This window comes from Geomicrobium sp. JSM 1781026 (assembly GCF_041949955.1).
Lineage (GTDB): Bacteria > Bacillota > Bacilli > Bacillales > Marinococcaceae > Geomicrobium_A.
On the sequence record NZ_JBHFQF010000004.1, the window covers coordinates 363047 to 376126 of the forward strand.

A 13080-nucleotide genomic window follows, 5' to 3' on the forward strand; every position below is an offset into this window, starting at 1 on the left:
ATGGCTTCAGCGGTTTATTTCGTCCAATGCAAAGTATTGATAAGCATACGCTCGCTCGTAGAGCGTGACGATTTCTTTCTTATCTGGAACTCTCGGGTTATTGCCTGGACTGCCACTCAATAGCGCTTCTTCTGCCATCTTCTCCCGAGATTTCATGTAATCTTCTTCAGAAATTCCGTATGATTGGAAATTTCCGATATTTAAATCTTGGCATAACCGCAACAGATCTTCCACGAGTGCTTTCGCCCCGTCTGCTTGGGATAGGCTTTCTCTTTCTGGACGAACCTTACAGGCAAGCTCATATAGTCGTTGTTCGCACGCTGGCACAGTATATTCTAATACAACTGGAAGTAACATCGCATTTGAAATGCCGTGAGGAACATGGAATTTCGCACCAATTGGTCTAGACATGCCGTGCACAAGGCAAAGGGAAGCGTTCGAGAACGCCATACCTGCAAGCATCGCTGCATACATCACCTGATGGCGCGCTTCATAACGGTCTCCGTGGTGATAGACGTCCCGAAGGTTATCTAACAAAAGTGATAATGCATTTACGGCTAGTTGATCAGTAAACGGATGGGCATCTTTTGATAAATAGGCTTCAAGTGCATGCGTAACTGAATCAATCCCCACTGCTGCTGTAATCTCTCGAGGGGTCGTGAGCGTTAGGCGCGGATCGACGATCGCAACTTCTGGCATAAATGCCGGTTGCTTAATCATCATTTTCATTTCATCGGAAACATCGGTAATGACCGTAGCATCGGTCACTTCCGAACCTGTTCCCCCAGTCGTAGGAACAGCAATCAAAGGAAGTCCCGGCTCTATAGCCATTTTCGCTTGATTCATATAGTCACGAATTTGACCACCGTTCGTATGCACAACAGCTGCAGCTTTCGCCGTATCAATGCAACTGCCCCCACCAACCGCAACGATATGGTCACACTGTTGCTGTCGAATAAGTTGTAAGGCATCTGTCACATACGTATCTTTAGGCTCACCAGCAATCCCAAGATACACAACCGAGTCTATGTTTTGATCGTATAATAATTCTGAAACTTCAGCGACGACACCTAACTCTCTCATGACTTCATCACTAATGATCAATGCGCGATTTCCTAGTTTCTTAGATAAAAGCCCTACTTGTTGTAACGAGTCCTGGCCATACACAAGTTCCTTTGGAAACTGCATCGTGTGCATACTTTTCCTCCTCACTACTTTGTAAAGCGCTTTCAATTGTTAATAATTTGAAAAATCAATATTTTAACATTGTAGCATATCCCTAAATAAAATCAAGCCACTTCGCTAGTGTTGTAGCAAAGTGACTTCTTTTTTAACGAACAGAACCACCGTCAATCACAAGTTCATCTCCGGTCACAAACCTCGACTCATCAGAAGCAAAATATAGTGCACCATAAGCAATATCTCGGGCTTCCCCGTAGTAAGGTGGAAGAGGAACAACGTCTTTATTCCGTTCAGCGATTGTTTTTTGGCGCTCTCCCATAATCGGTGTCTTAATAGGACCTGGGAAAATGGCATTCACACGAATCTGATCTTTGGCAAAGTGGTTGGCGGCGTGTGTCGTTAGCGCACGGACAGCTCCTTTTGAAGCACTGTACGCTGTCCCGTTTCCAGCAGCTGCACCACTGCCGGTCAATGCCGCCACTGAAACGATGTTAATGATTGACCCTTTTCCTAATTGTTGCATATGTGGAATCGTCTGCTGCATCCCGAGAAATACACTCGTCGCATTCGCATCCATTACGTTATGCCACACGTCTAGCTCTGTGTCCAACAGCTTATCCGGGCGATGAATACCGGCATTGTTGACCAAAATATCTATTTTGTGATACGTATTAAGCGCACACTGCACCGTGTGTGCCCACGCTTCTTTTTTTGTCACATCTAACGTGGACCTTGTGACGGACAATCCTTCGCTTTGCAAATTGTCTACTTCCTGTTTCAGTAGCTGCTCGTCAATATCGGCCAGAACAACATTTGCCCCTTCTTCTGCAAACAATCTGGCAGTCCCTAGCCCGATGCCGCTCGCTGCTCCCGTAACGATGGCGGTTAGCCCTTCCAATCTCGACATGTTCGGATCCCTCCGTTATTCGTTATACGCTTCGTTTCCTAATAGAATTGCCCCTCTTGCCCCCGACTCTCCTTTTAATCCAGGGGAAACGATAAACGACGCCACCGAAGGAATATCCACATACCCTCCTAAATGACGAAGAAACGCTCGACGAACCTTCGGCATAATTTCCGGTTGGTTCATCACGCCGCCACCGATGATAATCTTTTCTGGCATGAGCATGAACGTGTATTGCGCGAGCGCTTGTCCGAGGTAATCACTTTGTAATGACCACACATCTCCTCTTTCGGACAAGTCAGACCCTTTTTTCCCCCATCTCGCTTCAATTGCAGGGCCAGAAGCCATACCTTCAAGACAATCTTTATGGTAAGGACAAATCCCCTCAAAATTATCTTCAACGTTTCTCTTCACTTGAATATGTCCCATTTCAGGGTGAGAAAACCCTTGCATGACGTTTCCGTTCATAATCGCTCCTGCACCAATTCCGGTCCCTACCGTGATGTATAGACAACTATCCAACCCTTTGGCTGCTCCTTCTTGATGCTCAGCGTAGGCGGCTGCGTTCACATCTGTAGTGATTTTGACCGGAATATTCAACTCATCAGCAAACACTCGATAGAGCGACACTCCAATCCATGGAATTTTTGGTGTATTTCCGATCACACCGTAATTGTCGTCTTGAAGATGGACAGGCCCAAATGATCCAATTCCGAGCGCATCAATCTGTTGCTCTTTGAAAAATTGAACGAGTTGTGGAAGTGTCTCCTCTGGTGTTTTTGTCGGATATGTCTCCCGTGCAACAATCTGACCTTTTGCGTCTGCCACCGCACAGACCATCTTCGTTCCTCCTGCTTCTAACCCACCAATACGAACCATTCACATCACTCTCCGCCGTCGTGTTCCTTGAGTTTTAATATATCAAACAGAGATTCCAAGAACAACTCGGACGTTTTCTATTAGGCAAGTGCCAAACAAATATGATAGTTTCTACATAGATTGTTACACAGAGGAGTGACCAACTCATGAATGAACCAATATTTTTTACACCTGTATTTAAACACCGTGTTTGGGGAGGAAAAAACTTGCAGTCTTTCGGGTATACGCTCCCTTATGAACGCACAGGGGAGTGCTGGGGAATTTCCGCGCACCGAAATGGAGAGAGCATCGTCAAGGGGGGGCGGTATGACAACGTGACACTTCGCGATTTATACCGAGACGAACCTGCCTTATTTGGTGAATCCTTAACGAGCGAGGAGTTCCCACTGCTCGTTAAACTCTTAGATGCTACAGATGATCTGTCTGTGCAAGTTCACCCGAATGATGAGGAAGCAAAACAACTCGAAAACGATGAAGCCTACGGAAAAACAGAATGCTGGTACGTCGTCGATGCTCGTCCTAATTCAGAACTTATCCTCGGTCATCACGCCGAAACAACGGAAGAATTTCAGAAGAAAGTTGCTGAAGAAGACTGGCATGGTTTATTGAAAAAAGTGCCTGTTCAAAAAGGAGACTTCGTCTACGTTCCGAGCGGCACAATTCACGCCATCGGCAAGGGGATTATCATTCTCGAGACACAGCAAAGTTCCGACACGACGTACCGTGTGTATGACTTTGACCGAGTTGAATCCGATGGCAAGAAACGCGAATTACATTTAGACAAAGCCATTCAAGTAACGAACACACCCGATAAACAAGAGATAGGCCGAGAGAACACGACCATTTCTGCATCTGCTGGAGGCATTATCAACCGACTTGTCCAAGCACCATCCTTCTCCGTTTACGAATTATCGGTCAGAGGAGAATTTCAATTTGAACGCCCAGGATCTTATCTGCTCGCAACGGTCGTCCAGGGGGAAGGAACGTGTCACACGAATCAACAAGCATTTTCTCTTGCGGCTGGTGACCACTTTCTTCTACCGAATGATTTGAGAAATATTGTGATGGACGGGGATATGACGATCATTTGTAGCCATCCAAACTAAGGAGCGACACTATGACTTCAAGACAAGTGGCCATTGTTCTCTATTTATTCGTCCAGAACGGCCCTGTATCCATTCAGGCAATTGCCGAGACGATCAATTGCTCGGATAAAACCGTCCGTAATGAGTGGTCAGCTATCGATGAATATTTTCAATCGCATCAGCTCGGACGCGTCGTTAGAAAACAGAGTAAGGGCGTGTACCTTGATCAAACCGATGAAGAAGCCGATCGCTTACGAGAGTTACTCTCATCTGAAGGAGCCCCTAAGCAAACAAACCGTCACGATGAACTTGCGAGAATGTTAGTATCAACGCGTGACTCGCTGACCGTTACACAACTTGCCGACCATTTTTATGTGAGCCGCTCCGTTATTCGTGAAGATTTAACAGGTGTTGCCGTTCAAATGCAGAAGTTCGGCATCGGGTTGGAACGAAAACCGAATGTCGGCATTGTCATCACCGGTGAAGAAAAAGATCGCCGCTCCTTTCTTGCCGAGCTGTTCCATCGATCATTTCAGGCTTCGGGCCAGATTCGAGACTGGTTCTCCCCATTTGACTGGGCTGCTGTCGAACGAGTCATTCGGTCTATTGAGAAAGAGCGGAATTGGACACTCACCTACCGAGCCAGAACTTCGATCATCGTTCATATTCTTTTATCAGAGAAACGAATCAAACAGAAATTCTTCATAATGATGAGTGAACATGACAATTGTTACCCCGATTACATGAACGACCTTATCCACCAGTTAGAATCCTTATTCAACATTCGGTGGAAAAGTGCCGAGAAGCGCTATTTGTTTTACCATTTCCAAAGTGCTCGTATCGAATTGAATGAGTCTTCTTCAGAGCACAGCTTCCTAACACTCACTTTGAGTGATTCAACCTTACGATTTACAAACCAATTAATGGATGATGTAACCGAACGAACCGGGTATCCATTCAGAAATGACCAGAATCTATTTCGTTCTCTTGCACTTCACTTAGAAGGAAGCTTAATCCGCATTCAGCAAAATTTCCGAATGCACAATCCGCTCGTGTTTGATGTGCGCAAACAATACCCGTATTTATTTGAGATGATCTTGCAATCGCTAGAACGATTAGACCTTTCTCTTAACTGGCATCATGATGAAGTCGCCTATTTAACGATTCATTTTCAAGTTGCGCTTGAACACTTGGACGACCGAGTTGAAGACCCTGTGCGCATCGCGATTGTATGTCCAGAGGGTCGAAGCATGGGGAAACTTTTAGAAGCGAAAATCAAACAGTTAAATCATTCCGTCACCATTGTGGCCACAAATTCAGAGCCTGAGTACATCCGTTCCGCAGAAGTTGACCTGATCGTCTCAACCGTACCGATAAACTCTGCTGAAAAACCTGTCATTGTCGTATCTCCATTTCTAAAAGCTCATGAGCATGACTTGCTTATTCAGGCAATCGTCAACACGCAAAAGCCAGAAGTGTCCGCACTCAAAACGTTGTTAGGCAGTGCCGATAATATCCATTTTTTATCTTCCACTCATCGTTTTCAAGTAATAGAAGACCTTGTACAACCACTCATAGACACGGACAGAGTTAATACCGTTTACATGGAGAGTACATTCGCTCGAGAACAGCGGTCGTCTACGTATATCGGCGGTGGCATCGCTATCCCTCACGGAAGTCCCGATCATGTGTTTACACCTACTTTGAAAATGGGCATCTTACCTGAACCAATCGATTGGGACGGCAACCAAGTCCGTATCGTTCTCTTGATCGCCGCTGATCTTCAACACGGTGAAGACATGAAGCAGTTATTCCGAGAAATCTCGCAATTGAGTGACCACCCTGACCGTATTCACCGATTTACCGTCATGACAAATGCTTCTTCTATTTTTGAATTGCTTTAATCGTTTCCGTAAGTGCACACCATTCCGGTAAAAAAACGTTTACATTCTCTCTCTTACGAAGTAGTATGATTGGAACGAGGAGGGAGAAACATGAAGAAAATTGTTGCTGTAACGGCATGCCCCACTGGCATCGCCCACACATACATGGCGGCTGAGAACTTACAAAAAGCAGCCGCTGAGCTCGGCGTAGAAATTAAAGTTGAAACACAAGGCTCTGTCGGTGCGGAAAACGTGCTCACGTCTTCTGACATTCAAGATGCAGAAGGTGTGATCTTCGCAGCGGATAAAACGATTGAGAAAGACCGTTTTCAAGGCCTCCCCTACGTGGAAGTCGGTGTACAAGATGGTGTGCATCGACCGAAAGAACTTATTGAGCAAATTCTACAAGGTGATGCCAAAACAATCCAAACCGGTAATGGACAAGAAACAAAGAATGAAGACAAGCAACAAAACCCGATTTACCGCCACCTTATGAACGGCGTTTCATTTATGATTCCGTTTATCGTCGTCGGCGGGTTACTCATTGCCATATCCATCTCACTAGGTGGTGTGCCTACCGAAGATGGAATGGCTGTTCCAGAAGACTCCGTCTGGAGCATTATTGAAGCCATCGGGGCAAGCGCCTTCACATTCATGGTTCCAATTCTTGCCGGTTTCATCGCAATGAGCATCGCCGACCGGCCTGGACTCGCGCCAGGAATGATCGGCGGGTTGCTCGCCGCTGACGGTTCCATCTACGGTAGTGAAGCAGAAGCAGGGTTTATCGGCGGCATAATTGCCGGTTTTCTCGCCGGCTATGTTGCCCTCTTAATTAAGAAGATTCCTGTACCTAAAGCGGTGCAGCCAGTAATGCCGATTATATTTATACCCGTTCTGTCCTCACTCATCGTCGGACTTCTCTTCGTCTTTGTCATCGGAGAGCCTGTTGCCTTCGTCTTTGATAGTTTGACCCAATGGCTAGAAGGATTAGAAGGAACGAATGCAATATTACTCTCCTTAATTCTTGGAGCGATGATTTCCTTTGACATGGGGGGGCCAGTCAATAAGGTTGCCTTTTTATTCGGTGCTGCGATGATTACCGAAGGAAACTTGGCCATTATGGGCGCTGTAGCAACTGCGATTGCAATCCCACCGATCGGACTCGGTCTCGCAACATTTATCAACCGCAAAAAATACGACCAGTCCGAGAGAGAAACTGGAAAAGCCTCATTTACGATGGGCTTGTTCGGAATTACAGAAGGTGCAATTCCTTTCGCTGCAAGAGACCCATTCCGGGTCATTCCTACCATCATGATTGGTTCGATGGCCGGAGCAGCGATTGCAATGGCTGCTAATGTTGGCGGCAGCGTTGCCCACGGCGGTCCGATTGTTGGTGTGCTCGGTGCAATCGACGGTGTGATTATGTTCTTTGTCGCAATATTGGTCGGTTCTGTCATTACAGCTATACTTGTGAACCTCATAAAGAAAACCGTAACAGAGAACACCGGGTCAGCCCCTGCTGTGAGTGCGTCTAATGATCAAGCGAAGGAACAAATTGCACCTACTCAGCCTTCGACGGTCTCTTTTGAAAAACTCACAGACCTGATCAACAAAGATTTAATTGTACCTACCCTTCAAAGCAACACACGCGATGGGGTCATTGATGAACTCATCGACAAACTGCATGAAGAGGATGTCATTACTGACGTACGAGCGTTCAGAGAAGTAATTCTTGAACGTGAAGCCGAAGGCTCAACGGGGTTAGGCATGCAGATTGCGATCCCGCACGGAAAGTCTGATCACGTAAAAGAACCTGCTGTTGCTTTTGGAATCCAACGTGACGGTGTCGATTGGAACAGCCTTGATGGTGAGCATGCAACACTCATCTTTATGATTGCTGTTCCAAAAGAAAGAGAAGGCGATGATCACCTTAAAATCCTGCAATTACTCTCACGAAAACTAATGGACGATAAATTCAGAGAAGACTTGTCCAAAGCAACATCAATGGATGACATCTACGAGCGCTTAGATGAAATACGCTAAAAAGGAACAAGCTGAGGACTCACCTCGGCTTGTTCTTTTAGTTCCTATACTCATCTGACCAAGAATCCGTTGCCCGTTCGAACCCTCGATTTATTCGCTTAAATCGCTCATCTGTATCCTTTTCAAACTGCTCATCGATTTGTTGAAAGCGACGGTCTGCGTCATCAATTCTCTTGTTCATTCCCGAGAATCGATGATTAAAATCACGTTCAAAAGTTTTTAACGAGCGTCTTAAATCATTGAAGAAGTCATTGGAATGTCTCAAATAAACGCCCCCTCAACGCTAAACTATGCACGAACTCACGCCGAAGTGTACTGACGATCACTGTTGGAAAATTAGGTCTTAATGCTTAATTTGTGCGATTGATGCATCCATTTACATTGTTTTATCGTATTTTCTTACAACTAGGTAATCTATGCCTGTCCAGGCATTACCAAATTGGGAAGGATGACAAATATGGACCATCACATTGAAATTAGCGGATCCATGTCACTTCACCCTCAAGACAATTACATGATTGGCTATTTGACATTGCAATATTTTGACGTTGGAGCTGAAGAAATGATAGCCATTGGCTCTTGTCAGTATTATTTGTTCAATGAAACGAGCATGTCTAAATTGCCTTCTAAAGGAATTTCTAAAGATGTTTCCTCAGTATTGAAGGTATTGTCAAAAATAGATGATGGGGTGAAGGAATGGGGAAACTTCGCAGTTGTAGAAGAAATGTATATCGAAACGAGCTTTGACAGCTTAACGATGAGAGAGTTATTTCTAAAAAAGATCGTCCAGTACTTTCAATGGATGAACGTGAAGCATTTATACGTGACTGCAAAAGTTTTTTTTCGCAACACGTCATACGACTCTCAACATATGAATCACCTTTTGTCTCGCGACTTTTGTTTCGTTCGCGCACAAGGTGAGCCGCTCATTCTCCACCAGTACCCATCATAGCCATGTTACAATTAAGGGGTGTTGTAACGTTCGGGTAGGAAGGAGTGGGGACGGTGTCCATTTTAATTTTTACGATTATTGGCATACTCATTGGGGTACTTTCTAGCCTGTTTGGTTTAGGTGGTGGACTCATTGTTGTACCGATTTTGTTTGCATTACTACCTGAATCAATTCCTGCATCTTACCTCATGCATACAGCCATCGGAACGTCTCTCGCGGTAATGATTATCAATTCCTTAAATTCAACGCTTAATCATTCTCGTCAAAACAATGTTAAATGGCCGATTTTTCGGTTTTTCGTGTTGACGATCTCGATGGGGGCATTCGTTGGCGGTGTGATTGCCAGTTACGTGCCGAGTGACGGGTTACGCTATGTATTTATCGCATTTCTTATTTATGTAATCATTTCAAACGTGGCAAAGCGGACGTTTACAAATGCCTTTACAGAACATGCTTTCACCTATCCGAAAAAATCCTCCGGTGCCATTAGCGGCATCGTTATCGGCTTTGTTTCCACACTGTTAGGAATTGGTGGCAGCTTAATGACCATTCCCTACCTACGAAAACGGGGGCTACGCATGCTACACGCCGTTGCACTCGCAACCCCGCTCGGTTTACCCATTGCTATTGTAGGTTCAATTACGTACCTCATTACAGGATTACAAGCTGAAGGCATGCCTGACAGTACCGTAGGCTTTATTTACTTACCTGCGCTCCTTGGCTTCACGCTTGGTGGATTTGCCGGAGTTCCTTTAGGAAGAATCATCGCTCAAAAACTTCCAGATGGACTATTCTCCAAAATATACTTACTTCTGTTAGTGCTCGTTGTCTTGATGATGATTTTCGGATAAAAGCGTGCCTGCCATTGTTTTGCAGGCACTGCTCTATATCAAACCGCTTCCACAACGATGGTAACCCCTTGCCCACCTCCGACGCAAAGGCTAGCTAACCCAAGGGATTTCTTTTGCCGATGAAGCTCGTGAAGTAAAGTGACGACAATTCTTGCGCCCGAACAACCTACAGGGTGGCCCAGTGCAACCGCTCCACCGTTGACGTTAATCTTCTCATCAGGAATTTTAAGCTCACGGTTCACAGCGATCACCTGTGCCGCAAACGCCTCGTTCAGTTCGAACAGATCAATGTCTTCTAAGCTTAATTTCGTTTTTTCCAATGCTCGCTTTGTCGCTGGTACAGGTCCAATTCCCATAATTGCTGGGTCGACAGCCGCACTGGCAAACGACGTGATCTTCGCTAACGGAGTGAGTCCGTATCGCTCGACAGCTTCTTTAGACGCAAGCAGTGTCAGCGCCGCTCCATCATTTAAGCCTGAGGCGTTACCTGCAGTAACTGACCCTCCCTGTTTAAAAACCGGTGATAAGCTCGATAGCTTTTCGAGCGTCGTATCCCGAGGGCCTTCATCTACGTGAAATGTGCGGGTTTCTTTTCTCTGTTGGACCGCGAGCGGAACAATCTCTTTTTCAAACTTGCCTGCTTGAATAGCAGCTAGCGCTTTATTCTGACTGTTTAGCGCAAACTCGTCTTGCTCTTCACGTGAAATCCGATACTGGTCGACAAGATTCTCAGCAGTCACACCCATATGATAGTTTTCCATCGCACAGTGCAAGCCGTCGTATGTAAGCGCATCGACGAGCTTCGTGTCGCCCATTTTCTGGCCGTCTCTTGAACCAAATAACAGTCTTGGAACACGAGTCATGCTCTCCGTTCCGCCGGCTAACACGAGTCCCGCTTCTCCAACAGCAATTTGCGTCGCACCGAGCGTCAGCGCTCTCAGCCCAGAAGCACATTGTTTATCAATGGTCATTGCTGGCGTTTCCACACTTAGCCCAGAGCGCACACCGATTTGCCTTGCAGGGTTGCCCTTTAGACCTGCTTTAAACACATTGCCAACAATCACTTCATCTACTGCATCATAAGGGATCCCTGTTGATTCTAATATCGATTCTGCAACAGGCACAGCAATATCAATCGCTGATTGTCCTTTTAACGTCCCCAAAAATGTGGCAATAGCTGTTCTTTTTGCATCTACGATATACACATCATTCATGATCATCACTCCTTATTTACTAATGAAGATATCGGAATTGATATAATTTTATCATAATATAAAAAGATCAGTTCAAAAATGTACGTAGCATTGTTTTCTAGATACTCTTAACCTTCCTCGGATATCACCGTCCCATCAAAGCGATTATGTAAGCTCACTGAAAAAATCGCTTCTCACACTCTAAGTTACTCGTGAACGCGAACGACCGAACTCGATCTATATAGAATGAACTTAAGATTTTCCTAATTGCGCAGTTTGTTGTTGCTTTCCACTGCAGGCGGATGCTTGTACTCCGGACGATAAGTGCAACATCGGTTCACGTTTTTGCCTCCTGGCTACGGTGTGTGGAAAGAAGTCCAAATGCCCCATATATTCATTTATGTGACACTTGAGAAAGAAAAATCATGATTTGAAATGTGAATGCGCACATAAACGGTGTCAACTGTCACAAATATTGCGATTTGTGACAGTTGCGTGCCGAAAGTGCCCGGTTTGAGGGCTGGATTGTCACATACGTGACCGGCCATCACATGCTTGTGCCAGGTGGTGGGCCTCGGTCACGACTTTTCACCCTTCGGCAAACGTTTTTCGTATTGCCCTCAACCCTTGCAGTGACGAACAACGATCGGCAACGAAGTTGTCGAAGTGCAACGAGATGAATTTCAAAAGACAATATGCAAGCACTCACCCGCAAAGACCGATCTCGGTCATCCGATTCAATAAATTCCTTTAGTTCAACTTATATAGGTGGGGATTTCAGCTACATGGCGCGTTGTGATCGTTAAGAATCCCACCATAGAACCGTGTATGTGGGAATATAGACTTTCTATGTGGGGATTCCTTGCTGAAAATGGTTCCCCATTCAAGAAAATCCCATCATAGGCAGAGTCTATGTGGGATTATTTATTGATAACAAGCGAAACACGGTTATACGTATTTCTATTCCCCTCTTTCGGTGAGCTGAATGGCTTTACACGTAAAAAGAAGTGAGACGTGGGATGAAACTATTAGAATAAAGAGTGACTAACCAATCGCCTCAACACATCAGTCCTCCGCTGTATAGTAGACTAAGCGAACAAAGTTGGTACTGCACTTATAGTCAACACAACCTACCTAAAATGTGAGCGTGAACACTTACTTGCACGCGCAAAACCTGTCCGTCATTGCACCCTGTACTTATTGTTAGCCGTCCATAAAAACACCCGTTTCCCAGAGAGGCGCACTGGGTCCTCACGCTCTATGTGTTGACTGTGGATGAGCAAGTCAGCATTGTCTTTGTAATAATCAACTTTCTGGCTACCGAATTTTCGAGCGATTTCTTGATAGGATTTCTGTAGTCGATGCTTTCGACCGCCATGGGTATCAGAGCCAATAAAATGCGTTAAGCCGCATTTAGCCAATTGGTAAGCGAACTTCTTCGTGCCGCCTCCATAATCACCAAGCAGGCTCCCAGCTGCTAGTTGAACAGCGATCCCACTTTGTACGAGGTCGAACAACCAGTCAGGATCACTTTGAATCGCCTTGTTCTTTTCTGGTTGAGCAAGCACCGGGATGATGCCATGTTGTTGTAATGTGAGCAACTCATCTGCAGCAAACGTAGGGATACTATTCTTCGGTAAGTCAATAAGCAAGTATTGTCCCCGATCAGCAAGAGTACACAACTCTCCATTCTCGAGCCCTTGGATCATATTTTCAAAAATAAGCGGCTGCTGACCTGCTAACACTTTCACGGGTACACGTTCACTATGCAGCCGCATATGCAAACGACGGGTCGCATCAAGAATCTTCCCTCTCGTATTCCGATACGACCCCACCCCGTGATGAGGTGTGAGTACCATATGAGTAATTCCTTCGCGAGCCGCCTTTTTCGCATCTTCGACACTCTTTAAAATGTAACGCGATCCATCATCAATATGCGGTAGAATATGACTATGAATGTCAATCAAATGACTCTCCCCTTTTCCACAATCGAGCAATTAACTAGAACTTTAATCCTATTATACATAACCTTTTTGATTATTTACACTGTTTTTTTATTGTTGGTATGTTTAAAGACCTACACCGTTAGTACGAATGCTAAAATTGTA

11 protein-coding genes are annotated in these 13080 nt (G+C 45.3%); 5 read left to right on the plus strand and 6 right to left on the minus strand.

Features of this window, described 5'->3' with window-relative positions; all coding sequences use genetic code 11:
* Positions 1-6: 6 nt before the first annotated feature.
* The 3 genes from ACE1TF_RS09480 to ACE1TF_RS09490 form a co-directional block, all read right to left on the minus strand.
* Positions 7-1197 carry an iron-containing alcohol dehydrogenase gene (locus ACE1TF_RS09480; protein WP_375016201.1) on the minus strand — a complete coding sequence of 397 codons (1191 nt, stop codon included), beginning with the start codon at positions 1195-1197 and terminating at the stop codon, positions 7-9.
* Between the two features lie 133 nt (positions 1198-1330).
* A complete protein-coding gene (locus ACE1TF_RS09485; protein WP_375016203.1) occupies positions 1331-2089 on the minus strand; it encodes an SDR family NAD(P)-dependent oxidoreductase in 759 nt (252 codons plus the stop codon).
* 15 nt (positions 2090-2104) lie between these two features.
* Positions 2105-2965: an ROK family protein gene (locus ACE1TF_RS09490; protein ID WP_375016205.1), complete on the minus strand. Its 861-nt coding sequence runs from the start codon at positions 2963-2965 to the stop codon at positions 2105-2107.
* A gap of 146 nt (positions 2966-3111) precedes the next feature.
* Here ACE1TF_RS09490 and manA point away from each other — a divergent pair, with 146 nt between their 5' ends.
* From manA to ACE1TF_RS09505, 3 genes are all read left to right on the plus strand, one after another.
* Positions 3112-4071, plus strand: a complete 960-nt coding sequence (manA, locus tag ACE1TF_RS09495) for a mannose-6-phosphate isomerase, class I (protein WP_375016207.1) — start codon at positions 3112-3114, stop codon at positions 4069-4071.
* A gap of 11 nt (positions 4072-4082) precedes the next feature.
* Positions 4083-5954 (plus strand): BglG family transcription antiterminator, encoded by a 1872-nt coding sequence (locus tag ACE1TF_RS09500; protein WP_375016209.1) that lies wholly within the window; start codon positions 4083-4085, stop codon positions 5952-5954.
* Positions 5955-6044: 90 nt separating this feature from the next.
* Positions 6045-7976 carry a fructose-specific PTS transporter subunit EIIC gene (locus ACE1TF_RS09505; protein WP_375016211.1) on the plus strand — a complete coding sequence of 644 codons (1932 nt, stop codon included), beginning with the start codon at positions 6045-6047 and terminating at the stop codon, positions 7974-7976.
* A 37-nt stretch (positions 7977-8013) separates the two neighbouring features.
* Here ACE1TF_RS09505 and ACE1TF_RS09510 read toward each other — a convergent pair whose 3' ends face one another.
* On the minus strand, positions 8014-8241 hold the full coding sequence (locus tag ACE1TF_RS09510; protein ID WP_042402521.1) for a hypothetical protein: 228 nt from the start codon (positions 8239-8241) through the stop codon (positions 8014-8016).
* 192 nt (positions 8242-8433) lie between these two features.
* Here ACE1TF_RS09510 and ACE1TF_RS09515 point away from each other — a divergent pair, with 192 nt between their 5' ends.
* On the plus strand, positions 8434-8928 hold the full coding sequence (locus ACE1TF_RS09515) for a hypothetical protein (protein WP_375016214.1): 495 nt from the start codon (positions 8434-8436) through the stop codon (positions 8926-8928).
* A gap of 53 nt (positions 8929-8981) precedes the next feature.
* Entirely contained in the window at positions 8982-9779 is a 798-nt protein-coding gene (locus tag ACE1TF_RS09520; RefSeq protein WP_375016216.1) for a sulfite exporter TauE/SafE family protein, read from the plus strand.
* Between the two features lie 38 nt (positions 9780-9817).
* On the opposite strand, the gene ACE1TF_RS09525 is transcribed toward ACE1TF_RS09520, so the two are convergent.
* Both ACE1TF_RS09525 and ACE1TF_RS09530 read right to left on the minus strand, forming a co-directional pair.
* Positions 9818-10999, minus strand: a complete 1182-nt coding sequence (locus tag ACE1TF_RS09525; protein ID WP_375016218.1) for a thiolase family protein — start codon at positions 10997-10999, stop codon at positions 9818-9820.
* Positions 11000-12153: 1154 nt separating this feature from the next.
* Positions 12154-12939 (minus strand): tyrosine-protein phosphatase, encoded by a 786-nt coding sequence (locus ACE1TF_RS09530; protein WP_375016220.1) that lies wholly within the window; start codon positions 12937-12939, stop codon positions 12154-12156.
* Between the last annotated feature and the right edge of the window lie 141 nt (positions 12940-13080).

Excerpts from the sequence above, each read along its gene's own strand:
- ACE1TF_RS09525 (WP_375016218.1), bottom strand. The coding sequence starts at position 10,999 with ATGATCATGAATGATGTGTATATCGTAGATGCAAAAAGAACAGCTATT.
- ACE1TF_RS09480 (WP_375016201.1), bottom strand. The coding sequence starts at position 1,197 with ATGCACACGATGCAGTTTCCAAAGGAACTTGTGTATGGCCAGGACTCG.
- ACE1TF_RS09505 (WP_375016211.1), top strand. The coding sequence starts at position 6,045 with ATGAAGAAAATTGTTGCTGTAACGGCATGCCCCACTGGCATCGCCCAC.
- ACE1TF_RS09485 (WP_375016203.1), bottom strand. The coding sequence starts at position 2,089 with ATGTCGAGATTGGAAGGGCTAACCGCCATCGTTACGGGAGCAGCGAGC.
- manA (WP_375016207.1), top strand. The coding sequence starts at position 3,112 with ATGAATGAACCAATATTTTTTACACCTGTATTTAAACACCGTGTTTGG.
- ACE1TF_RS09500 (WP_375016209.1), top strand. The coding sequence starts at position 4,083 with ATGACTTCAAGACAAGTGGCCATTGTTCTCTATTTATTCGTCCAGAAC.
- ACE1TF_RS09515 (WP_375016214.1), top strand. The coding sequence starts at position 8,434 with ATGGACCATCACATTGAAATTAGCGGATCCATGTCACTTCACCCTCAA.
- ACE1TF_RS09490 (WP_375016205.1), bottom strand. The coding sequence starts at position 2,965 with ATGGTTCGTATTGGTGGGTTAGAAGCAGGAGGAACGAAGATGGTCTGT.